Here is a 23,876-nt window from a genome sequence, read left to right on the forward strand (position 1 = left end):
GCGAACATCGGAGCCTTGAGAGTCCGGCGAGCCCAGCCAGCCCGTAGAGGTCTATCGATGCTCCACACTGGTTGACAGGCCCAGCCGCCGCGAAGGCCCATGACATTGCCGGTGTAATGGCAACGGCACCGGCGAACCGCCACCGGGCACGAAACCAGGCCCGCCCGCATCAGACAAGGAAACGCGTTGCCTCCAACTCTGCCGCCCAACCTGTCCGCCGCGCAGTTCGATCGCGCGCTCGCGGATTGGCGCGCGATCGTCGGTGATGCGCACGTCGTCACGTCGGGCGCTGGCCTCGCTGCGTATCTCGATCCGTTCGCACCCGGCGAGCGGAGCGCGTTTGCCGCGAGCGCGGCGCTGCTGCCCGCATTGGTCGATGAAATCCGCGCGCTGCTGCGCATCGCCAATCAATACGGCATTCCGCTGTGGACCGTGTCGACCGGACGCAATTTCGCGTATGGCGGCGCGGCGCCGCGCCTCACCGGCTCGGTCGTGCTCGATCTGCAGCGGATGAACCGCATCCTCGAAGTCAACGAAACGCTCGCGTATGCGCTGGTCGAGCCGGGCGTCAGCTATTTCGATCTGTACGCGCATCTGCGCGAAAAAGGTTACAGACTGTGGATCGATCCGCCCGCGGCCGGTTGGGGCAGCGTGGTCGGCAACACGCTCGAGCGCGGCTTCGGCTATACCGATTACGGCGACCACGCGGCCGCGCAATGCGGCATGGAAGTGGTGCTCGCCAACGGCGACGTGCTGCGCACCGGCATGGGCGGCGTCGAGATCGGTACTGCGTGGCAGCTGTATCAGCCGGGCTACGGGCCGTCGTTCGACGCGATGTTCATGCAGTCGAACTACGGCGTCGTGACGAAGCTCGGCGTGTGGCTGATGCCGGCGCCCCCCGCGTATCTGCTCGGCGAAATCCAGTTCCGGCGCGAAGCGGACCTCGAAGCGATCGTCGATACGCTGCGGCCGCTGCGGCTCGACGGCACGATCCGCAATCACGCGGTGATCGAGGGCGGTTTGCGGCGCGCGGCCGGTCTGTCGGCGCGCCGGCAGTGGTACGACGGACCGGGCGCGATGCCCGACAGCGCGGTGACCGCGATGCTCGACAAGCTCGGCGTCGGGCGCTGGAATCTGCATTTCGCGCTATATGGCACGCCCGAGGTGATCGACGCGCGTTATGCGCTGATTGAGCGTGCGTTTCGCCAGGTGCCGCAGGCGCGGCTGATGGCGGCGCGTTACGCGGGCGATGCGCAGCCGACCGGCGGCGGCGACCGCAACATGGCCGGCATTCCCGCGATGACCGCGTTCCGGATGCTCGACTGGCGCGGCGGCGCGGGCGCGCACGTCGATTTCGCGCCGATCTGTCCGGCGACCGGGCGCGACGCGCTGCGGCAATACACGATGGTGAAGACGCGGGCCGCCGAATACGGCTTCGATTACTACGGCGGCTTCACGGCGGGCGCGCGTCATCTGCATCACATCTTCGCGGCGATTTTCGATCGCGACGACCCGAATCAGGTCGAACAGACGGGGCAGTTGCTGCGCTCGCTGATGAGCGACGCGCGCGCGGCCGGTTACGGCGAATATCGCTCGCATCTTGCGTATATGGATTTTGCCGCCGCGCAGTACAGCTTCAACGATGGCGCGTTGCTGCGGCTATCGGAGACGATCAAGGACGCGCTCGATCCGAACGGTATTCTCGCGCCGGGCAAGCAGGGCATCTGGCCGGCGGCATGGCGGGATAGGCGAGGGTACACGTGAGGTGAGGGAGGGGTGCCCGGCTTCGAGGGGGCAGGGCGTAAATCCCGGACGCAAACTTACGACACAAGTCCAAGGCGCAAACCCGGCACGCAAGCTCAAGACGCAGATTCAGGGCCCAAACCCACGACGCAACCCAGCGCACACACCCAAAACCAGCACACCCGCAAAACAGACGGACGGCACACCCCATGGACCGGCGCACCTTCATGCTCACCAGCACGTTGCTATCGACGGCAACCGGCGGCGCATGGCCGTGGCTCGCGCAGGCCGCCGCGCATGACGACGATGCCCGCGCGTTGGCGATCGTCGATTCGAAGCTGATTCGCGGCGCGTCGTTCGCGCGCTACGCGGCGCAACTGCAATTGCCGACGTTCGAAGCCGGCGACGACATCGGCTCGCTGTGGTTCACGACACTTGCGCCGTTGCTCGACGATCGCACCGTCGCACGACCGGTGCCGTCGCTGATCGGCTTCACGCGTCCCGCCGATTACTTCGTCCTGCGTCATCTCGCGATCCGTACCGGACGCTTCGTCGAGCATCGCCACGAACAGCGCGAATCGCGAGCGGGTTCGCCCGCGCACCCTGCCTACGTGGCGTTCGTGCTGGCGCCAGACGTCACGCCGCGCACGTGACGCAACACCACTAAAACTTATACGCCTTGTTCTTCGGATCGAAAGTCGAATCGTCGAACTGCATCGGCGTGATGCTTTCGAATACGATCCGCTCGAACGGCTTGCCGTCATTGTCGTAAGACTCGACGCTGCGGAAGAACGGATGCCGCAAGTCCAGCCCGAGCGTTTCCTTCTTCGCGTAGAACTGCGGCTGCCCGGCCGGCGTTTCGAATGTGAACGCAACGACGCGCACGCCGTCGATCGTTTTCACGTCGATCCGGGTCGAGCGCGGCAGGCCGCTTTCCGCGTATTTCTTGCCCTCGCTCAGGTACTGGGCGGCGATGTAGTCGGTGCCGAGGTCGCGCACGTCGTGATTCGATTGCGAGCGCGCGAGCGCGCCATGCAGCGACGCCCACAACGGCATCACGTTCATGAGGCCGCCGAGGTGACCGTACATTTCGTCGCTGCGCTTCGATTCGTCGTAGATGATTTCCTGGCCCGCGTGCGCGCCGTCAGGCAGCCACTTCGCGTAGATCCGCAGCGGGTCGTGCGCGATTCGCACCAGCATGTGATCGGGCTTGTCGGGCCACTGGCCGCGAATGCGCTCCTTGCGCGACATCGTGAGCTCGTACGACGGATAGCCGTTCGGCCCTTCCTTGATGTAGCGCGGCAACGTCAGCGGATCGAGTGATTCGAACAGCGTGACCAGTTGCGCATCGTCGAGCTGTTCCAGCGCGCCGCTTTGCTGAGCCGCGCGCAGCCATTTGACCTGCTGGTCCAGCGTCAGCTTGCCGACCTGCGCGGGTGACGTCACCGGCGGAGCGGCGGGCGGCTTGACGGCTGTCGCGGTATCGAGCGGCGGCGGCTGGTCGTCGTTCTGCGCGAAGGCGGCGGGCGTGCACACAACGGCCGTACACAGAAGCGCCGCGTTCGCGAGCAACGCGGCGCCCGACGAGCGCTCGCGCGAGCGCGCGGGCGCGGCCTCACGCATCGAAATCGAAACCCACAACCCATGCGAACCAGCCGACATGCGATGCTTCATAAGCCTTTCTCCAGAAAGCGGCGTGACCAATGGTGATGTAACGCATTGGCGCAAGCCGTATTCCCGTCAGGCCGACTTCTGCTTCGCGAGTTCCTCGTCGCGCAACGCCCGGCGCAGGATTTTGCCGACGTTGGTTTGCGGCAACTCGTCGCGAAACTCGACGAGCTTCGGCACCTTGTAGCCCGTCAGATTCTTGCGGCAGTGGGCGATCACCTGCTCGGCGGTGAGCGTCGGATTACGCCGCACCACGAACACCTTCACGCGCTCGCCCTGGGCAGGATCGGGCACGCCGATCGCCGCGACTTCACGTACGTCCGGATGCGCCGCGATCACATCTTCGATTTCGTTCGGATAGACGTTGAAGCCCGACACCAGAATCATGTCTTTCTTGCGATCGATCAGCCGGATAAAGCCGCGCGAATCCATCACGCCGATATCGCCAGTCGCGAACCAGCCTTGTTCGTCGATGACTTTCGCGGTTTCGTCAGGGCGATTCCAATAACCTTTCATCACTTGCGGGCCTTTCACGCACAGCTCGCCCGCCTCGCCGATGCCGGCCCAACTGCCGTCATCCCTTCTGAAGCGCACCTGGGTGGACGGCGCGGGCACGCCGATCGAGCCTTCGAAATCGCGCAGATTGGTCAGGTCGACCGGATTCATCGATACGATCGGCGAGCATTCGGTGAGCCCGTAGCCCTCGACGATCGGCTTGCCGGTCACCGCCTTGAAGCGCTCGGCGACCGCTTTCTGCGTGGCCATCCCGCCGGCCATCGCGAGTTTCAGGTCCGAGAAGTCGCGCGCGCGGAATTCCTCGTTGTCGAGGAACGCGTTGTATAGCGTATTGACCGCGGTCATCGCGGTGAATTTTTCGTGACGCAGGATCATCATCACGCGCTTCACGTCGCGCGGATTCGCGATCAGGATGTTGCGTCCGCCGAGCCCCATGAAAATCAGCGCATTCACGGTCAGCGAGAAGATGTGATAAAGCGGCAGCGGCGTAAGCACTGTTTCGGCGTCGCCGGACAGTTGGCCGGCGGCCCACGCCTTTGCCTGCAGCAGATTGGCGATCAGATTGCGATGCGTGAGCATCGCGCCTTTCGCGACACCGGTAGTGCCGCCCGTGTATTGCAGGAACGCGATGTCGTCGTGGTTCGCCTGCACCGGCTTCAGCGAGCGAGAGTAGCCGTTTGCAAGCGCTCTCAAGAGCGGCACCGCGTGCGGCAGCTTGTAGGCGGGCACCATTTTCTTCACGTGACGCAGCATGAAATTGAGCAGCCGCCCCTTCGGATTCAGTCCATCGGCGAGCAGATCGCCGAGACCGGTGACGATCACGTTGCGCACTTTAGTACCCGGCAGCGCGTCTTCGACCGTCTTCGCGAAGTTCTCGAACACGACGATCGTGCGCGCGCCGCTGTCCTTCAACTGATGCGCGAGTTCGCGCACCGTGTACAGCGGATTCACGTTGACCACGACGCCGCCCGCCTTGAGCGCGCCGAACAAAGCGACCGGATACTGGAACGTGTTCGGCAGCATGATCGCGACACGTTCGCCCGGCTCCACGCCGATGCTTTGCAGATACGCGGCGAAAGAGTTTGCCTTGCGACCCAGCTCGCCATACGTCAGATTCGCGCCGACGCTGACATACGCGACGCGCTCGCGGAACTGCGTGACGCATTCGTCGAAGAACTGGCCGAGCGATTCGTATTGCGCGACGTCGATGTCACGCGGCACGTCGGCGGGGTAGGACGCGTACCAGATGCCGTCGGTGTTCGGGGCGGCGGGTGTGGCTGCATCGGCATGCGCGCCGGTGTTGCCGGCAGGCTGCGGCGCCTGGTTGGGCTCGTTCATCGGTCGTCTCCTTGAAGCAGGCAGTGGCTTGCTCTATGCGTAGCCAGGGTACATGCACAAGATGCGTGCGGCGCCGTGAATCCGGCGCCGCCGCGCGCTAGCGTTCCAGAATCGCGACCACCCCCTGGCCGCCCGCCGCGCAGATCGAGATCAGCCCGCGCGCGGTGCCGGCCGGTTTGTCGAGTTGCGCGAGCATTTTCGCGAGGCTTGCGACGATGCGCCCGCCGGTCGCCGCGAACGGATGGCCGGTCGCGAGCGAGCTGCCGTTCACATTCAGTTTCGCACGATCGATTGCGCCGAGCGGGCCGGGCAAACCGAGCTGCGCGCGGCAATATTCATCATCCTGCCACGCCGCCAGCGTGCACAACACCTGGGCCGCGAACGCTTCGTGGATTTCGTAAAAGTCGAAGTCCTGCAACGTGAGCCCGGCGCGCGCGAGCATGCGCGGCACCGCATAGGCCGGCGCCATCAGCAGGCCTTCCTTCTGGTCGAAAAAGTCGACCGCGGCCGTTTCCGACCAGCTCAGATACGCGAGCACCGGCAGCCCCCGTTCGGCCGCCCACGCTTCGCTCGCGAGCAGCACCGCCGATGCGCCGTCGGTCAGCGGCGTCGAATTGCCGGCGGTCAGCGTGCCGGCGTCGCGGTCGAACACCGGCTTCAGGTTCGCAAGCTTTTCGAGCGTCAGATCGGCGCGCAGGTTGTTGTCACGCGCGAGGCCGCGATACGGCGTCATCAGATCGTTGACGAAGCCGCGCGCATACGCATCGGCGAGCTTGTGATGGCTTTCATACGCGAGCACGTCCTGCGCCTCGCGCGAGATGTTCCAACGCTTGGCCATCAGTTCGCAATGCTCGCCCATCGACAGGCCAGTACGCGGCTCGCTGTTGCGCGGCAGCAGCGGCTTGAAAAACATGCCCGGCCGCAATTTGCTCAGCGCGCCGATGCGCTCGCCGGTACTCTTGCCGCGATTCGCTTCGAGCAGGATCTTGCGCATGCGCTCGTTGACGCCGATCGGCGCATCCGAGGTCGTATCGACGCCGCCCGCGATGCCCGCTTCGATCTGCCCGAGCGCGATCTTGTTGGCGACGAGAATCGCCGCTTCGAGGCCGGTGCCGCAGGCCTGCTGCACGTCGTAGGCGGGTGTTTCCCTGGCGAGCGTGGTGGACAGCGCCGCTTCACGCGTCAGATTGAAATCGCGCGAATGCTTGATGACCGCGCCCGCCGCAACTTCGCCGAGCCGCACGCCGTGCAGCTCGTAGCGATCGATCAGGCCTTGCAGCGTGAACGTCAGCATGTCCTGATTCGAGGCGCTCGCGTACGCGGTGTTCGAGCGGGCAAACGGAATCCGGTTGCCGCCGACGATGGCGACGCGACGCACGGCGGATTGCGGATCGGGCATGCTGGGCTCCTTCGGGTCGTGGCCGGGTTAGTGGGCGATGCGAACGATACGGGCGATGCGGGTGGAGCAGGTAGAGCCCGTGCCGAGGATGGCGGCGTCGATGCGCATCGCGCATCCGCGACCGCCGCCCGCGACCATCATTGCAGCCGCCACTGCATACGCCCGCGCAAATGCGGCTTCTCGCCGGCGATGTCGCGCACTTCCAGATCGCGCTCGATCAGCGACGGCGACGCGCTCCACAGCGACGCCTCGCCCGGCAGCAGCATCGGTACCTTGAATTCGGCGGCGAGCGTCGCTTCGGCGAGCGGCTTCGGCGGCTGCAGCGCCGACGCGGCGCGCGCGAGCGTCCACATACCGTGCGCGATCGCGCGCGGAAAGCCGAACGCCTTCGCCGACAACGCCGCCAGATGAATCGGGTTGTAATCGCCCGATACGCTCGCGTAGTCGCGCCCCAGTTGCGGCGCAAGCTGCCAGCGCGCGATACGTTGCAACGCGTCGGAATCCAGCGAGAGCGATTGCAGCGGGTTGCCGATCGCGGGCACCGCGCGCTTCAGATACACGCTGTCGCCGTCCCACACCGCTTCGCCGCGCCGGTAGATCCGCGTCTGCACGACGAACGCCTGGCCCTTGTCGTGACGCAGCAGCGCGCCGAATTCGACTTCGACGCGCAACAGATCCTTGTACGCGAGCGGCCGGCGCAGCCGCACGTGATTCGCCAGATGCACGAGCCCGAGCGCCGGCCACGGAAACGCCGGGTCGGTCAGCATCAGCAGATGCAGCGGAAACGCGAGCAGATGCGGGTAGGTGAGCGGTACCCCATGCTCGGGGATAAAGCCGCACACGCGCGCATAGCGCCATACCGGGCCGGGGTCGAGCGCGACGGCGGGGCGCACCAGCCGCAGCGCGGGCAGCGTGCTGTCGCGCCCGCGTTTGACGAGGCCCGACAGCGCGCGCGCATAGAGCTTCGGCGCCGCCGGCAGCGTATCGACGACGATGGTTTTCGGCCGCGCGCCGTCGCCGCCGGGTCGCTGCGCGGCGGCATGGCCACCGAACGGATCACGCGGTTCGTCCATGCCCATCGTCACGCTCCGATCAGGCTTTGACCGCACACGCGCACGACCTGACCGGTCACGCCGGCCGAGCCCGGATGCGCAAGCCATGCGATCGTCTGCGCGACGTCGACCGGCTGGCCGCCCTGGCTCATCGAGTTCATGCGGCGGCCGGCCTCGCGCAGCGCGAGCGGCATCTTTTCGGTCATCTGCGTTTCGATGAAACCCGGCGCGACCGCGTTGATCGTGATGCCGCGCGCGCGTAAATGCGGCGCCATGCTTTGCACGCGGCCGATCACACCGGCCTTCGAAGCCGCGTAATTGGTCTGCCCGGCATTGCCGGCGATCCCGCTGATCGACGACACCGCGACGATGCGACCACCGTCGCGCAGGATGCCGCCGGCGAGCAGCGCATCGTCGATGCGCTCCTGCGCGCCCAGATTGATGTCGATCACGCTTTGCCACGCGGAGTCGGTCATCTTCGCGATCGTTTTGTCTTTCGTGATGCCGGCGTTGTGCACGACGATGTCGACGCCCAGTTCGTCGAGCGCCGCGGCGAGTTGCGCGGGCGCTTCGGGCGCGGCGATATCGAACGCGAGCGCGGTGCCGTTCAACTGACGCATCGCGGCATCGAGTGCGTCGCGCGCCGCCGGGATATCGACGCCGATCACATGCGCGCCTTCGGCCGCCAGTACGCTCGCGATCGCGGCACCGATGCCGCGCGCGGCGCCGGTCACGAGCGCTCGCCGGCCGGCGAGCGGCTGCAGCCAGTTAAACGATGGCATGGCCGCGCCGCCGGGCAAGTGGGGCGTGTCCGCTTCGATCCGCACCACCTGGCCCGACACATACGCGGAGCGTGGCGACAGGAAAAACCTCAGCGTCGCTTCGATGCCGCTTGTGGCACCGTTCTGCGCGCCGGTTTCGATACCGTGTTCCGCCCCTGCGCCGACATACACGAGATTCGCGGTGATACCGCGCCGCGCCTCCTTGCCGAGCGAACGCGTGAGGCCTTCGAGCGCGCGCTGTGCGGTCCATTGACGCGGGCTCGCGCAGGTCTCGGGTGGGCGCCCCAGCACGACGATGCGCCCACATCGGCCGAGCGAGCGCAGCGTGTCGTGAAAGAAGCCATGCAGCGGCGCGAGCTGACTGCTGTCGTCGATGCCGCTCGCGTCGAATAGCAGCGCGGCGAGCTTGCCGGACGATCCCGCCTCGGCTGGTTCGAAGCGCCCGGTCATCAGCCCGTGGCGATTCGCGAGCGGCACCCACAGCCCGGCGCTTGGATGCGCGACGCTCGTCATGCCGACACTCGCGACCAGCCGCGCGAGCGCGTCGAGCAGATGCGGCTCGCGGCCGGCGCCGATCGCGATCAGACCGTCGAACTCGGCACGATCCGCGCGATAGCGCCGCAGCACCTCGGGCTTCGGCAGGCCGAGCGAGCGCGCGAAACGCGCGCCGAACGGCGAGTTGACGAACTTCAGGTAGGCGTCGTTCATGTTGCTGGTTGCTCCGCTGGACTTGGCGGCCACGGGAAATGTGCGTTGGAGATTCCGCGGCGCGTGTGCTGCGAGCTAAGTGTACCGGCTCGCTTTGTCGCGTAGCGTGGCAATGACCAGCCCGTCGTCAAACCTCCACCTCCAGCGCCTTCTCAAGCGCCTCCTTGCGCTTCTGCAAACTGGCCAGCATGTCGAAATCAGCCGAAAAATCGTCGACTTTCACCACTTGCTCGGCGTAGCGCGCGTAGTCGTCGAGCACGCGCCGTTCGTCCGCGTCGATCAGGCCTTGCCGTTCGGCCTCATCAGTCCATGCGGCGAGTTGCGCGAGGCTTTGCGGCATCGGCGCGAGCCGCCCCTGCTTGACGGCGTCGCGCAGCTTCCGCTCGATCTGCGTCACGCGCGGGTTCAGCGCGAACGCGAGTTCGCCGTAGCCGAGCACATCGGCATCCGCATACGGCACGTAGGAATCGGCGACCAGCCGTTCGCGCGCGGCGCCCGGCGTCTGCATCAATTCGGCGATCTCGCCGCCGAGCCGATCGGATGGCTCGCGATGCGGCAAGCCGAACGGAAACGCGAGCACGCGCACCAGCATCGCGACGGCCCGGTGCGGGTAGTTCGCGAATACGCCGTCGAGCGCGTGCCGGGCTTTGTACAGCGCATCCTCGACGCCCCAGCGCACGAGCGGCAGGTCGTCCGGCTGACGGCCTTCGTCCTCGAAGCGCTTGAGCGTCGCCGAAATCAGATAGAGCTGGGACAGCACGTCGCCCAGACGCGCGGAGATACGTTCGCGGCGCTTCAGATCGCCGCCGAGCACGAACATCGATACATCGGCGAGCAGCGCGAACGCGCACGACAGCCGCGTCGCCGCGCGATAGTAGCGATGAAGCGGCACATACGCGGCGCGCGGCGCCGCAATCAGCGCGCCGCCCGTGAGTCCGTACACGACGCTGCGCACGAGGTTCGACAGCGTAAAGCCGAGATGCCCGAAGAACGCCGAGTCGAAGTCGCGCAACGCCTTCGCGCGATCCGGCTCGAGCGTCGCGCGCATTTCCTTCAGCACATACGGATGGCAGCGGATCGCGCCCTGTCCGAAGATGATCAGACAGCGCGTCAGGATGTTCGCGCCTTCGACGGTGATCGAAATCGGCATCTGCTGATACGCGCGCGCGAGAAAGTTCGACGGCCCCATGCAGATGCCTTTGCCGGCGACGACGTCCATGCCGTCGTTGATGACCACGCGGGCGCGTTCGGTCAGATGATATTTCGCGATCGCCGAAATCACCGACGGCTTCTCGCCGAGGTCGATCGCCCGCGCGGCGAGGCGGCGCGCGGCGTCCATCACGTACAGGTTGCCGCCCATGCGGCCGAGCGCTTCCTGCACGCCTTCGAAGTTGCCGACGGCGGTACGGAACTGCCGGCGAGTCGCCGCATACGCGCCGGTGCCGCGCACCGCGAGCTTCGCCATGCCGACATTCGACGACGGCAGCGAAATCGCGCGTCCGGCCGCGAGGCACTCCATCAGCATGCGCCAGCCGTTGCCGACCTGCGCGCGGCCGCCGATCACCCAGTCGAGCGGAATGAATACGTCGCGGCCGGAGTTCGGGCCGTTCTGGAACACCGCATTGAGCGGCCAGTGGCGTCGGCCGATATTCACGCCCGGGTGGTCCGTCGGAATCAGCGCGCAGGTGATACCCGGTTCGTCGTTGGCGCCGAGCAGATGGTCGGGGTCGAGCGCGCGGAACGCGAGGCCGAGCACGGTTGCGACCGGCCCGAGCGTGATATAGCGCTTGTCCCACGTGACACGAAAACCGAGCGTTTCACGCCCCTCGTGAATGCCTTTGCAGACGATGCCGAGATCCGGAATCGCGGCCGCGTCGGAACCCGCGTACGGGCTCGTCAGCGCAAAGCAGGGGATGTCGTCGCCGCGCGCGAGACGCGGCAGATAGTGGTTTTTCTGTTCTTCGGTGCCGTAGTGCATCAGCAGTTCGGCGGGGCCGAGCGAGTTCGGCACCATCACCGAGACGGCCGCCGCCGAGCAGCGCGTCGCGAGCTTCATGATGACCTGCGAATGCGCATACGCGGAGAACTGTTTGCCGCCGTAGCGCTTCGGAATGATCATGCCGAGAAAGCCGCGCTCCTTGATGAACTGCCAGGTTGGCGGCGACAGGTCCTGCCAGATCATCGTCGTTTCCCAGTCGTTCGCGAGTTCGCAGAGCTGTTCGCATTCGGTATCGAGAAACGACTGTTCTTCCGGCGTCAGTGCGGCCGGCCCGTAGCCGAGCAGCGTGTCCCAGCGCGGGCGGCCGGAGAAGAGTTCGGCATCCCACCAGACCGTGCCGGCTTCGATCGCGTCGCGCTCGGTCGGCGACATCGGTGGCAGGATCTTGCGGAACGCATCGAGCGCGGGCTTCGTGAGCCACGCGCGGCGCAACGGCTTCAGCGTCAGCACGAGCGCGGGCAGTACCAGCACGATCGCGAGCAGGGTTGTCGCGAGCGGGCCCGCCGCGCCGCCGACGTGCGCGACCACGACCGTTATGAGCATCGCCGCGAGCCACCACGAGGCGCGGGCCTGAACGTACATGAGTGCGAGCGCGGCGACGGCCAGCGCAAGGATGATCCACGGCATCACGTTTCCTCCGATTCCATCGAATACGGCGGTTGCTTGGGCCGCACGCGAGAACGCGTTTCAAGGCTGCACGCGACGCGTGTCTCGTTGCTCTTTACCGGATGCGTTGCAATTGTTGCGCCACCTGTGAAGCGTGCCTGCGTGCGGCGTTATTCGTATGTTGCGGGTACGGCACGCTGCGTGTGAGTCAGCTGTGCGGTTTGACTGAATCGTTTGGTGGGCGAGGTTGAGCGGCGGCCGCCTTCACCTTCACGCGCTTTCCCACTCGCAATCGTCGGCCGCTGCCTGCATCGTGCCTTCGGTCGGGCCGCGTTCGGTCGCGCCGTCTTCAGCCGCATCGCCGAGCACGGCGGCGAACGTCGCCAGTTGCGATGCGTCCGGTAGCGGCGCTTTCAGCGCGGCGACCATCAGCGATGCAAGCCGCGAGATCAATTGCAGATCGTTGATCGACTGGCCGTGCGAGAACTCGGCGATCAGCCTGTCGAGGTCGGTGCCGGCCAGCACGCCCGCCAGCGCGCCGATCGCGAAATGCAGCCGCCAGCCGAGTTCTTCGCGCGGCAGATGCGGCAGCGCACGCTGGAACGCATCGAAAAAACGCACCGACACCGACTCGTAGTGCTCGTTCAGAAAGTCACGAATAAAGGCCGACGGATCGGTATAGGCGCGCCCGAGCAGCCGCAGAAACGCTTTACCGCCGAAGCGCGGATCGCGCGACAGCCGCAGCGCCGGAATGAACATCGCGCCGAGTACGTGCTCGCAGCTCAACTGCGCGCCGAGCATGCTATCGAAGCGATCGAGCAGCTTCAGCCGTTCGTCGGTGAGTGTGTCGAGGCGGCGCGACAGCATCGCGTGCATCAGCGCTTCCTTGCTGCCGAAGTGATAGTTGACCGCAGCGAGATTCACTTCGGCGCGTGAAGTGATCTGCCGCAACGACATCGCCTCATAGCCGCATTCGATGAACAGCGTCTCAGCGGTGTCGAGAATGCGGGACTTGGTATCGCCGGCCTGCCGGCCGGTCGTGCGAACTGCCATGTTGCGTCTCCCTGTTGCCGGATTCCCGGCGCGCCAGCAAGCGATTCGAATGAGTATTTGAAACGGGTGTTTTTCAGCATAAGAAAAGGTACCCGTCGCGATCAAGGGGCCGGATTCGACGAACTCCTCTAGAAGACCGAATGAAGCGCGTGCTGGCGTCGCGGGTGAGCCGTCAGGCCGCGCGGAAAATGAAAAAGGCCGTTCCGAATCAATCGGAACGGCCTTTATCGTGAGTGCGTGACCTGTTCAGGTCGAACGCGTGAAGCTTTGCTTTAGCGGCTTGTCGACGCCGTCAGTCAGAATAGCCTCGACCGCGTGCTCAAACCTGTCCGCCGACCGCGCCACCCGTCGGATTCGCGCCGATCACGTCGCGCGCGGACTGCGTCATGTCGATGCCGCGGCGCTCACGGCTGAACGGAATCAGCGCGCAGATCACGATTGCGACGATGCCGATCACGACCGCCATCACGAGCGCGTAGTTGTTGCCGTGGATCTCGGCGATTTTCGATTGCAGCGGACCGTTGACCGACGCGATCAGGTTACCGAGCTGATACACGAGACCCGGGAACGTCGCGCGGATTTCATCGGGCGAGATTTCGTTCAGATGCACTGGAATCACACCCCATGCGCCCTGTACCGAGATCTGCATCAGGAACGCGCCGAGCGCGAGCAGCACGGGCGTGCTCGAGAAAGCCCACAGCGGCAGCACCGGCAGCGCGATCAGCGCGGCGATGAAGATCGCGCGCTTGCGGCCGATCTTCTCCGATGCCCAGCCGAAGAACAGGCCGCCGAAGATCGCGCCGATGTTCAGCGTGATCGTGATCCACGACACCGTGTGCGCGTCGAACTGATGCTGCACGCGCAGGAAGGTCGGATACAGATCCTGCGAGCCATGCGAGAAGAAGTTGAACGCGGTCATCAGGATGATCGCGTAGATCGACAGCCCGATGTTCTGCTTGAGCGTGGTGACGAGGCCGGGGCGCACCTTCTTTTCCAGCGTCTGGAACGCCGGAGATTCCGGTACGTGCGCGCGGATGTACAGCACCAGCAGCGCGGGCAGCACGCCGACGAAGAACATGCCGCGCCAGCCGATGTATTGATAGAACACGCCGAACACGATCGACGCGAGCAGATAGCCGCTCGGGTAGCCCGCCTGCAACAGACCGGAGACGATGCCGCGTGACTTCGGCGGCACGGTTTCCATCGTCAGCGCGCCGCCGACCCCCCATTCGCCGCCCATCGCGATACCGAACAGCGCGCGCAGCACCAGCAGCGTCATCAGGTTCGGCGACAGACCGGACAGCAATTCAAGCAGCGAGAAGCACGCGATATTGACCATCAGCGTCGGACGGCGGCCGTATTTGTCGGCGAGCCAGCCGAAGATCAACGCGCCGAGCGGACGCATCATCAGCGTGAGCATGATCGCGACTGCCACCGACGGAATGTCCGTATTGAATTCCTGCGCGATATCTTTCAATACGAACACCATCAGAAAGAAATCGAATGCGTCGAGGGTCCAGCCCAGATAGGCGGCGATCGTGACGTTTCTCTGTTCCCGTGTCCAGCTCATTGATTGTTCTCCTGAGTCTCCAGAAATCCGTGTTTGACGACGGACGGCTCGATGGTCCGCGCGCCCTATGGCGGGCGCTTCCGGGCGAGTGTACGCCGAGCGTTAAGCGCTTGCATGATTGAACCCGCTTTTATCCGTGTTAATCCGGAGAGCAATTTTCGTGCTGAATTCGCAATGCATGCTTAATGTCGGTGATATGTAATTGTTGTATTGAAGGTGTCTGGGTTTATGTCGGTATTTTGTAATTTATTAATCGGCGGTTTTCTGCGCGTTGCGATTAATGCGTTTCCGTCCGGGGCGTTTTGATGCACCATCGGTTGCAATGCTCGCGGTCTGGTGCAACCTCACGCACATAGGCAAGCGGCATGCCCGTTGCTGGTTTCGCGAAGCCGTTCACGCTACGCTTACCTTATGCCGACCCTCGCTCTGTCCGTGCCGTCATCGCCTTCGTTGCTCGACGAAACGCTTAACGTCGTGGCGCGTCGGTATCGCGTGCCGGCCAATGCGAGCGCGTCCGCCGCGACGCTGCAGGCGAGTCCCGCGACCGCGCTCGTGCTGACGATCGAACAGGCTCGCGCGGCCTTGGCCCGGGGTGACGCACCGGCGCCGGCAATTCGCGAAGCGTTTATCGGCGGGCTCGCGCGGATGATTCGCGAGGCGTTGCGCGACGAATCCGCGGACCCGGTTTTTCAGGCGATGCTGCTGCGACACCGCACGCCCGTGATACGCGAGTATGCGTCGCTCGCCGCGCATGCCGAGCGGGACCGTCGCGTGATCCATGCGACCGTCAATGCGATCGCGCATCCGGCCAAACAGCAGCGCGAGACCTCGGAGCCGCGCCGCGAGGCGTTGGCGCAACTGCATGCCAGTGCGTCGTCCGAAGCATGGTCGGCGCTCGACGAGATCGCGCGGCGTCTGATCGTCATCGACACGCAGGAGGGTGCCGACTCGCCGCGCCGGCGCAGCCTCGCGCAGTTGCTGGAAAACCCCGCGTTGCAGCGCTTGCGGCGTCTCGAAGCATTGACCGCCGACGAGCGCGTGCGTCATTACCAGTCGCTGTGGGCGCGCCTCGGTCCGCGCCCCGGCAGCTCGGTCGCCGTGGCGCGCGGCCTGAGCGCGAAGCAGCGGGGCGTCGCCGTCGAAGCCCTGGCGAGCCGTGCGCTCGACGCGTTGGCGCGGCGCCTGAACGATACGGAGCGCGCGTTTGCTTCATACCGGGTCGTGAATTCGATGCGCGTGCCGGCGTCGATACCCGCGAGCCACGAACGCGCGAAGACCGAATGGGACGTGGTACTGCTCAGGCAGGCCAGGACCTCGGATCAAAACGCGGCATGGGACGTCTGTCTGCTGGTCGAAGCGAAGGCTTCCGCGGATTCGGCCACCACGGATTTTCCACGGCTATTGCGCGGCCTCGAACTGCTCGCGCATGCCGGCCGCGACAGCGTTTACCCGTTTCGCACGCAGCAGGGCACGGTGCACTTGAGCGGCGCGTCGCTACGCGCGCTGCGTACCGATGAGGCCAGTCTCGCGCGGACCGTGCTCTATTGCAGCGATGCCCCCGCCGAAACGGCGCCGCGCCTGCTCAGCGCGGCGAGCCGGATGCAGCTTCTGTCGGCCGCGGCGAGTCTGGAGTTCGCCGGCGCGCTCGTCGATGGACGCGATGCCGATGCGAACGATCTCGAGCCCGTCTGGCATCAGTTGCTGATATCGCCGAGATGGCACGCGGTGCTCAACCAGTACGCGACGTTGCGCCAGGTGCGCGAATTGATGGTTCATGCGCAGGACCTGCAGGCGGCAATTGGCGTCGCGGCTGGGGATGGCTGAAGTCACACCCTGCATCAAAACCGTTCGGCCACGTACTTATACGGATAGTTCGGCGCCTCGTAACCGTCCGCCTTCTGCCGCTTCGGCAGCGTGACTTTCTTGCGCGGCATCGCCTTATACGGAATTCTGCTCAGCATGTCGCTGATGATATTGAGCCGCGCACGCCGCTTGTCGTCCGAATTCGCGACGTACCACGCAGCGTAGTCGGTATCGGACGCCGCGAACATCGCGTCGCGCGCCCGCGAGTAGTCGTACCAGCGGCTATACGACTTCAGGTCCATGTTGCTCAGCTTCCAGGTCTTGCGGCCGTCGTGAATACGCTCGCTGAGCCGGCGCGTCTGCTCTTCGGGACTGACTTCGAGCCAGTATTTGAGCAGGATGATGCCGGAATCGACGATTGCCCGCTCAACGAGCGGCACCGCCTTCAGAAAGGTCTCCGCTTCCGCTTCCGAGCAGAAGCCCATCACGCGCTCGACGCCCGCGCGGTTGTACCAGCTGCGATCGAAGATCACGATTTCGCCGGCCGCGGGCAGGTGCGGCACGTAGCGCTGCACATACATCTGGCTCTTTTCGCGCTCGCTCGGCGCGGGCAGCGCGACCACGCGGAACACGCGCGGACTCACGCGCTCGGTCATCGCCTTGATCGTACCGCCTTTGCCCGCGCCGTCGCGTCCCTCGAAGACGATGCAGATCTTGCTGCCCGTTTGCACAACCCATTCCTGCAGCTTGACCAGTTCGACATGCAGGTCGAACAGCGCCTTGCGGTACGCCTTCGACGACAGGGACCGGTCTTTCACGGGCACGTCGCTTTCCACCGTCGTTTTGGCCATGGTCCTGTCTCCTTGCGCTGACCTGGGCTCATGTGCGTAGTCATGTATGTCATCAAGCGCTTCATGACGCGCGTGAGCATGCATCGGCATTCGATGCCCGTTCTACAAGGTACGACGCGGCGTGCGGCGGGGCCATACGACCTTGGTCCAATATCGTCGCGGCCTCCCATAGCCCCGTGCTTACCCATACGCTGGCGGCATCCGCTGTAAGACCAAGGTCCGATGGCCGAGATGGCTCACCGTGACATCATGTAACCGGAAACTTTGCAGTCGGTACCCGCGCGTGAGGCGTGCAAACAGGCACGCAACCGAGCACGCAACGGCGCCGGCGTTCCGAGGTGCGGCGAGCGTTTTGCGGTGTGCGGCCGGAGACTGGCACTGGCGAGTCGCGTGATAACCAGAACGGAGGTCGATTGTGAAAAGAAGGAACTTTGTTCAAACGCTCGCATTGTCGACCATTGCCGCGAGTCTCGCGTTGGCGGGCTGCACGACGACTTCGGGAAGCGGCGACAGCCCGGCGACCGACGCATCGAAGCGGCAGGAAATCGACGCCGCCGTGGATGGCGCACTGTCGAAACTGTTCGGCACGGTGCAGGGTTCGAAAGAACTCGTGGCGAAGGCTCAAGGCGTGCTGGTCTTCCCGTCGGTCAAGAAAGCCGCGTTCATCGTCGGTGCCGAATATGGTGAAGGTGCGTTGCGTATCAATGGCAAGACGGCCGGTTATTACAGTACCGCCGCCGCGTCGTTCGGGCTTCAGGCGGGCGCCCAGTCGACCGCCATCATCTTCCTGTTCATGACGCAGGATGCGCTGCAGAAATTCCAGAGTTCGGCGGGCTGGTCGGTGGGTGGCGATGCCGCCGTTTCGATCGCGAAAGTCGGCGCCAATGGCGCAATCGATACGACCACCGCGACCTCGCAGGTCGTCGCGCTCGTGATGACCAATGCCGGGTTGATGGCGGACCTGTCACTCGCGGGCACGAAGGTGACGAGGCTTAATCTGTAGCGCGTGGCGGGTTTGCGCGTTGCTCGTCGATTCGCTTCGATTTGCTTTGCTTTGCTTCGCAATACGAGGACAACGGATCCGGAGAGCACACACTCATCCGTATCTGTTCACCAGCGCCGCATCGTCGCGCCTGTCAGCGTGCAGAGCGCGATGGCGGCCGCATTGTTTGGACGTCGATACGTTCGACATCGATACCGCGCCGCGTGCGGATCAGCTTGCTGATTCGCATCGCGCGTTGCGTGGCGCTATCGTTCGGCATCGCTCGACGTCTTTCACGCGCTGCGGCGCGCCTTCTGTGTTCTCCCTGCAACGTTTCCACGCGGTCTCGCGACAGGCCGCCTGTTCGTGTTTGTTGCACACGACGCAAACCGTGCTGCGTCACGCCGGCAATCAACCGTTCAACTCAACATCCATTGCTTGATGTACGGCGCTGTTCGAGACCGTTTACGCCAATTAGCCAGCGATGAGTCGTCAACGTATTGCGGGAAAGTGCTGTCATATATTAATGCCCGGTGAATTAACGCCGCGGCATGCGATTAATTCCTGATTGGCCAGGGCGAAAATTGTATTTATTTTCAACCCGACTGATCAAGATCACGAAATGACAAAAAATTGATAGAGGAGGAAGCCGTAATCGCTTCGTCTGGTACATGACATTCGCGCAATTTTCCGGCACGATGCACGTATCTCACGACGGCCGGCAGCGGCCCGAGCGGATAATTAAATGGATAGAAAAATGGAATGGGGTACGCAATGTCGTTAATTAGCTGATGCTGGCGGAAAAAGCATAATATTTCTTGCTTGAATGCGCGTGATTTCCGGCAGAAAATACACACACTACCGGTAATAGATTCTTCAGTCGCCTATACTGATCGTCAGCACGGCATCACGAAGGTTCGTGATGCTCAGTACGGGGTTCCATCCTGCAGATAAAGACGTCGCGGTTGTACAAATCCGTTGGTACCGACACGGAGATACCGATGATCAATCTGATCGTGCACGGCAGGCATCTGGCAATCGCAGCAGTGGGCATATTAACGGCGTTGTATGCGCATCAACGCCAATTCAGGGATTTTCCCCCGGCAACGGCGAGTTCTCGCGCTCGCCATTCACCGCTTTACGAACCCAGTCTTTCCAGTCTGTTGCCTTCCGGGCATTTTCCGTCCTCATTCCCTTGCGATGACGCTGGCATGTCGAGCAGGCAGACAACCGCTATCGGCGAGCTGACCGTTGCACGGCCCGCATGGCGCCGTTATGCCGCCGCATGCGCGTCGTGGCTGCGCATCGGGCGCGAGCGCAACGCGCGCCGGATGCTCGATGTCAGGACGCCCCTGCGTGAGACGCTGGAAATGCTGCCGGTGCCGATCGTCACCGCCGACCACCGGAATCAGATCGTCTTCGCGAACACCCGCGCGGCGAAACTGTTCGGCTATACGAGCGAAGAACTGATTGGGGCTTCGACCGGCGTGCTGTTTCCGATTCACGACGAGAGCGCCGGCGGCGCGGCTGGCGACGAGCGCGGCGCGGCGCGGCAAATCACCAGCGACGGCAGCGCGCAGATTCTGATCGCAAGGCGCCGCGACGGCGTCAGCTTTCCCGCCGAGGCCGAAACCACGCAATGCCGCGTATTCAATCAGTTGCTTCGGATCACTGCGATTTCCGATTGCAGCACCTCGCCGGAACTGGATCGCAACCCGAGGGATCTCGTGCATCTGGCGCGCGCGTCGTCGCTGGGCGAACTCGCCGGGTCGCTCGCGCACGAATTGAAGCAGCCGCTCACCGCGATTCTGTTCAACGCGCAGGCAGCGAAGAAATTCATCGACTCGGACAGGGCTAACACGGTGGAGCTTCGTGAAGCGCTCGAAGATATCGTCACCGACAATTGCCGCGCGAACGACGTGCTGCAGAAGATCCGCGCGCTGGTCCGCAAGGGTGATATGGAGTTGCAACTGCTCGACCTCGGCGGCGTCGTGCGCGATATCGCACTGCTCGTGCATAGCGACGCGTTGACGCGCGGCGTGCGCACGAACTTCGATATCGCCGAGAACCTCGCGCTGGTGTGCGGCGACAAGGTGCAACTGCAGCAGGTGATCCTCAACCTGCTGCTGAACGCGTTCGACGCGGTGAAGGATTGCGATCCGGCCGAGCGCGTCGTCGAAACGATCGTGCGCGAGGGACCGGAAGGCAATGTGCGCATTACGGTGAAAGACCGGGGGCAGGGCCTGACCGTCGACAATATGGAGAAGATTTTCCGGCCGTTCTTCACCACCAAGCCGCAGGGGCTTGGGCTCGGGCTATCGATCAGCCGCACGATCGTCACCGCGCACCAGGGGCGCCTGTGGGCGGAAAACAACGCCGGCAGCGGCGCGTCGTTTCACGTCACGCTGCCGAGAGCGCATGGCATGCGCGAGAGCCCGCCGCGCCAATCGTCATGAGCCAGCTCGCCACGCCCCGGGTATTCATCGTCGACGACGACGACAGCGTGCGCGGCGCGCTCGCGCGGCTGCTGCGCGCGTCGGGCTATCAGGTGGAATGCTTCGACAGTCCGCAGGCCTTTCTGGAGCGGGCCGATCTCGTGAGCCTGCCCGCCTGCCTCGTGCTCGATCTGCAGATGCCGGGCATGACCGGGCTGGAGGTACAGCGCAAGCTCGATCAACAGCTGCCGATCGTCTTTCTGACCGGCCACGGCGACATGAACTCCGGCGTCGAAGCGATGAAGGGCGGCGCGCTCGACTTTCTGCCGAAGCCGGTCTGCGAAGCCGAGCTGCTCGCCGCGGTCGAGCGTGCGCTCAAACGTGCGTGCATCGAGAGCCGGCGGCGCCACGAGCGCGCGGAGATCGAGGAGCGCATGAGCCATCTGACGCGCCGCGAGCGCGAAGTGATGGAACTGGTCGTCACCGGCCGCCTGAACAAGCAGGTCGCCAGCGATCTCGGCGCGGCCGAAAAGACCATCAAGATTCATCGCGCGCGGGTGATGGAAAAGATGAAGGCGAGATCGATCGTCGAGCTGGTCCAGCTCGTCGCGAAGGCCGGCGTCTGCCAGACCGACGAAGAATAGCTCCCCCGTGTTGCTCCGCGCCATCGGCGCCGTGCGGGCAAACCAGCGCCTGCTTATCGCGCGTGTCTCGCGCGCCTGTCTCTTGCGTGATATCCCACGCGTATGTCCGTCGATTCCGGGCGGCAGCCGGTCCGCGAAAGCATGCGATCAACGTAACGTCGATGCAAGGTGGACCAAAGTCCTATATCTCATTCTGGTGACAACTATTAGGCTAAAGCGTCGATGGTCTAATTGCCCGAACAATTGCGTGGTCGTGCTGTTATATGGTCAACCCCAACCAGATCGTTGCCGTCGTCGATGATGACGAGTCGGTTTGCCGGGCCATCAAGCGTTTGTTGCATTCCGAAGGAATCAGGGCGGAGACTTTTTCGAGCGGTGACGAGTTTCTGAATACGCTGGCGGCCATTCCGTCGTATCGGCCGGCGTGTGTCATCCTCGATGTGCAGATGCCCGGAATCAACGGCCTTGAAGTCCAGCGCCAGCTCGCGAAGACGGGTGTGCCCATCATCATGATCACGGCCTATGACGATCTCGCCGTGCGTCAGGCCGCGCTCGCGGCCGGCGCGGCCGCCTATCTGCGCAAGCCGTTCAACAGCGCGATCCTGTTCAAGGCCGTCGAGATGGCAATAGACGGTTCGTCGCCCGCGCCGCCCGCCACGCCTTGAAATCCTGACATCGCGAGGGTTCGTCTCGCCGCTCGGTGCGTGCTTTCGTGCGCGTGCCGGCGCTCGCTCGTTGCCCCATCGCTAATCACCACGCACTCATTGCCGCCGCTCGTCGACCCTCGCTCATTGCGATCCATATGAGACCAAGGTCTGATTGTCTCCCCCGCAGCCCGCCACCAAACTGCATTCTGTCGATGCGTCGAATGGAAGACGGGCCGCGCCGAACTGCCGTGCGACCCGACGCACGGCGATGCGTTCGCGCGCGCCATTGATGGCGCGGCGCGCGGCCGCGTGCACAAGCGTGCACGAACTAGCAGGAGCGCACGATGAAAACAGCAACAGCCTTCTTCGCGATCTCACTCGCCGTGATTGCCTTCGATACGTCGGCGGCCGACTTCGACGGCAGCAAGCCGTTGATCTGCGCGACGATCGATGGGCACGCATGCGATCCGGGCATCACCTGCACGCGTTACTTGCCGGTCGATATGGGCGCGCCGAAATTTCTGACGCTCGACTTCGACAAGCGCGTCGTCATCGGCCCCGAGCACACGACGCCGATGACGATTCTGGACCGCAGCCCGGATCAGGTGCTGCTCGGCGGCACCGAGATGGGCTATGGATGGACTCTGGTCGTCGATACGGCGGACGGCGATATGACGCTATCGATCACGAACAGAAACGACGCGTTCGTGCTGTTCGGCAACTGCAAGGCCGCGTGATCAGACGGAGCATGCGATGAAGACCGTCCCAGTATGTTTCCCGTCGCCAGAGCCGGACGCGCGCACCGCTAGCGTCGCGTCGCGGGTGGGCCGCATGAGCAGCCTGAGCGGCCGCCAGCGCCTGCTGGTTGCCGTCGCGGCAATCGCGCTGCTCGCGTCGTGCAAGAAGGCATCGGGGCCGCCCGCGCTCGGCGCGCCGGAAGTCACGGTGATGACGGTCGTTGCTCAGGACACGCCGGTCTCACTCGAGTTCACCGCACAGACGCAAAGTTCGCGTGAGGTCGAGATTCGCGCGCGCGTGGACGGCTTTCTCGACCGGCGGTTGTACGCCGAAGGCGACAAGATAAAGGCCGGCCAGACAATGTTCCTGATGGATCCGAAGCCGTTTCAGGCCGCGCTGCAGACGGCGCGCGGCCAGCTTGCGGCGCAGGAGGCGCGGCACACGGTCGCGCAGCAGAACCTTGCGCGGGTCAAACCGCTTGCCGCGCAGCAGGCGTTGAGCCAGAAGGATCTCGACGACGCGATCGGCAACGAGAAGCAGGCCCAGGCCGCGGTGATTTCCGCGCAAGGGCAGGTGGAGACGGCGGAGCTGAACCTCGGCTACACGACGATCAAGTCGCCACTGAGCGGCGTCGCGAGCTATGCAAGACAGCAGGACGGCAGCTATCTGATCGCCAATGCATCCGGGCTCCTGACCTATGTCTACCAGATCGACCCGATCTGGGTGAATTTCAGCATCTCCGAAAACGAAATGCTCCACTTTCAGGACGACATCAAGGCAGGCAAGCTGGTCTTCCCGCCAAACAGCGAGTTCGTCGTGGCAGTGATACTCGCCGACGGCACGGAATTTCCCCAGCACGGCACCATCAGCTTTGCGAATCCGGCGTTCAGCACCGACACGGGCACTTTCCTCGTGCGGGCCGTGCTCGCGAATCCGAAGGGCACGTTGCGCCCCGGGCAGTTCGTGCGCGCGCGCGTGTCGGGTGCCTCGAGGCCGAATGCGATCCTCGTGCCGCAACGGGCCGTGCTGCAGGGCGCGAAGAGCCACTTCGTGTGGGTCGTGGACGGTGAGTCGAAGGCGAAGCAGCGCGTGGTCGAACCCGGCGACTGGAGCGGCGACAACTGGTTCATCAACGATGGCCTGAAGGCCGGCGAGCGTATCGTGGTCGATGGCGCGATCCGTGTGATACCCGACGTGGCGCTCAAGATCACCGGCACGATCGCCTCCACGCAGAGCGGTGGCACGCCGATCGTTGAAAAGGGCGGCGCGTCGGCGCCGCAGATTAGCGAGGGCGGCCGGGCGATGGCGCCGGCCACGGCCAGCGGCGCATCGCAGTAAGGGG

At 64.4% G+C, this 23,876-nt stretch carries 19 protein-coding genes; 10 read left to right on the forward strand and 9 right to left on the reverse strand.

What is annotated here, in order from left to right:
* Positions 1–186: 186 nt before the first annotated feature.
* Both L0U82_RS07175 and L0U82_RS07180 read left to right on the forward strand, forming a co-directional pair.
* Positions 187–1,764, forward strand: coding sequence for an FAD-binding protein (locus L0U82_RS07175; protein ID WP_233829449.1), 1,578 nt, complete (start codon positions 187–189; stop codon positions 1,762–1,764).
* 188 nt (positions 1,765–1,952) lie between these two features.
* Entirely contained in the window at positions 1,953–2,396 is a 444-nt protein-coding gene (locus tag L0U82_RS07180) for a hypothetical protein (protein WP_233829451.1), read from the forward strand.
* A gap of 10 nt (positions 2,397–2,406) precedes the next feature.
* Here L0U82_RS07180 and L0U82_RS07185 read toward each other — a convergent pair whose 3' ends face one another.
* From L0U82_RS07185 to L0U82_RS07220, 8 genes are all read right to left on the reverse strand, one after another.
* Positions 2,407–3,417 (reverse strand): DUF1571 domain-containing protein, encoded by a 1,011-nt coding sequence (locus L0U82_RS07185; RefSeq protein ID WP_442793600.1) that lies wholly within the window; start codon positions 3,415–3,417, stop codon positions 2,407–2,409.
* A gap of 66 nt (positions 3,418–3,483) precedes the next feature.
* Positions 3,484–5,265, reverse strand: a complete 1,782-nt coding sequence (locus L0U82_RS07190) for an AMP-binding protein (protein ID WP_233829453.1) — start codon at positions 5,263–5,265, stop codon at positions 3,484–3,486.
* A gap of 97 nt (positions 5,266–5,362) precedes the next feature.
* Positions 5,363–6,664, reverse strand: coding sequence for an acetyl-CoA C-acetyltransferase (locus L0U82_RS07195; RefSeq protein ID WP_233829455.1), 1,302 nt, complete (start codon positions 6,662–6,664; stop codon positions 5,363–5,365).
* A 137-nt stretch (positions 6,665–6,801) separates the two neighbouring features.
* Positions 6,802–7,737: a MaoC/PaaZ C-terminal domain-containing protein gene (locus tag L0U82_RS07200; protein ID WP_233833170.1), complete on the reverse strand. Its 936-nt coding sequence runs from the start codon at positions 7,735–7,737 to the stop codon at positions 6,802–6,804.
* 8 nt (positions 7,738–7,745) lie between these two features.
* Positions 7,746–9,206, reverse strand: coding sequence for a 3-oxoacyl-ACP reductase (locus L0U82_RS07205; RefSeq protein WP_233829456.1), 1,461 nt, complete (start codon positions 9,204–9,206; stop codon positions 7,746–7,748).
* A 127-nt stretch (positions 9,207–9,333) separates the two neighbouring features.
* Positions 9,334–11,832 (reverse strand): acyl-CoA dehydrogenase, encoded by a 2,499-nt coding sequence (locus L0U82_RS07210; protein WP_233829457.1) that lies wholly within the window; start codon positions 11,830–11,832, stop codon positions 9,334–9,336.
* 249 nt (positions 11,833–12,081) lie between these two features.
* Positions 12,082–12,864: a TetR/AcrR family transcriptional regulator gene (locus tag L0U82_RS07215; RefSeq protein ID WP_233829458.1), complete on the reverse strand. Its 783-nt coding sequence runs from the start codon at positions 12,862–12,864 to the stop codon at positions 12,082–12,084.
* 319 nt (positions 12,865–13,183) lie between these two features.
* The gene (locus L0U82_RS07220; RefSeq protein WP_233829459.1) at positions 13,184–14,434 is read right to left on the reverse strand and encodes an MFS transporter; all 1,251 of its coding nucleotides are present in this window, start codon (positions 14,432–14,434) and stop codon (positions 13,184–13,186) included.
* A 411-nt stretch (positions 14,435–14,845) separates the two neighbouring features.
* Between L0U82_RS07220 and L0U82_RS07225 the strand changes: the two genes are divergently transcribed.
* Entirely contained in the window at positions 14,846–16,258 is a 1,413-nt protein-coding gene (locus L0U82_RS07225) for a 3-deoxy-D-arabino-heptulosonate 7-phosphate synthase (RefSeq protein ID WP_233829460.1), read from the forward strand.
* Between the two features lie 14 nt (positions 16,259–16,272).
* Here L0U82_RS07225 and ppk2 read toward each other — a convergent pair whose 3' ends face one another.
* The gene (gene ppk2, locus L0U82_RS07230; RefSeq protein WP_233829461.1) at positions 16,273–17,088 is read right to left on the reverse strand and encodes a polyphosphate kinase 2; all 816 of its coding nucleotides are present in this window, start codon (positions 17,086–17,088) and stop codon (positions 16,273–16,275) included.
* Positions 17,089–17,503: 415 nt separating this feature from the next.
* Between ppk2 and L0U82_RS07235 the strand changes: the two genes are divergently transcribed.
* From L0U82_RS07235 to L0U82_RS07265, 7 genes are all read left to right on the forward strand, one after another.
* Positions 17,504–18,091, forward strand: coding sequence for a BPSL1445 family SYLF domain-containing lipoprotein (locus tag L0U82_RS07235; protein WP_233829463.1), 588 nt, complete (start codon positions 17,504–17,506; stop codon positions 18,089–18,091).
* Between the two features lie 166 nt (positions 18,092–18,257).
* Positions 18,258–18,512 carry a hypothetical protein gene (locus tag L0U82_RS07240; RefSeq protein WP_233829465.1) on the forward strand — a complete coding sequence of 85 codons (255 nt, stop codon included), beginning with the start codon at positions 18,258–18,260 and terminating at the stop codon, positions 18,510–18,512.
* A gap of 559 nt (positions 18,513–19,071) precedes the next feature.
* Positions 19,072–20,526: a PAS domain-containing sensor histidine kinase gene (locus tag L0U82_RS07245; protein WP_233829467.1), complete on the forward strand. Its 1,455-nt coding sequence runs from the start codon at positions 19,072–19,074 to the stop codon at positions 20,524–20,526.
* The gene (locus L0U82_RS07250) at positions 20,523–21,149 is read left to right on the forward strand and encodes a response regulator transcription factor (RefSeq protein ID WP_233829469.1); all 627 of its coding nucleotides are present in this window, start codon (positions 20,523–20,525) and stop codon (positions 21,147–21,149) included. The genes L0U82_RS07245 and L0U82_RS07250 overlap by 4 nt, the downstream gene beginning before the upstream one ends.
* A 263-nt stretch (positions 21,150–21,412) precedes the next feature.
* Positions 21,413–21,814: a response regulator transcription factor gene (locus L0U82_RS07255; protein ID WP_233829470.1), complete on the forward strand. Its 402-nt coding sequence runs from the start codon at positions 21,413–21,415 to the stop codon at positions 21,812–21,814.
* 326 nt (positions 21,815–22,140) lie between these two features.
* On the forward strand, positions 22,141–22,533 hold the full coding sequence (locus tag L0U82_RS07260) for a hypothetical protein (RefSeq protein ID WP_233829471.1): 393 nt from the start codon (positions 22,141–22,143) through the stop codon (positions 22,531–22,533).
* A 16-nt stretch (positions 22,534–22,549) separates the two neighbouring features.
* Positions 22,550–23,872, forward strand: coding sequence for an efflux RND transporter periplasmic adaptor subunit (locus L0U82_RS07265; RefSeq protein ID WP_233829472.1), 1,323 nt, complete (start codon positions 22,550–22,552; stop codon positions 23,870–23,872).
* The last annotated feature ends 4 nt before the right edge of the window (positions 23,873–23,876 follow it).

It is taken from the genome of Paraburkholderia sp. ZP32-5, assembly GCF_021390495.1.
Classification (GTDB): Bacteria; Pseudomonadota; Gammaproteobacteria; order Burkholderiales; family Burkholderiaceae; genus Paraburkholderia.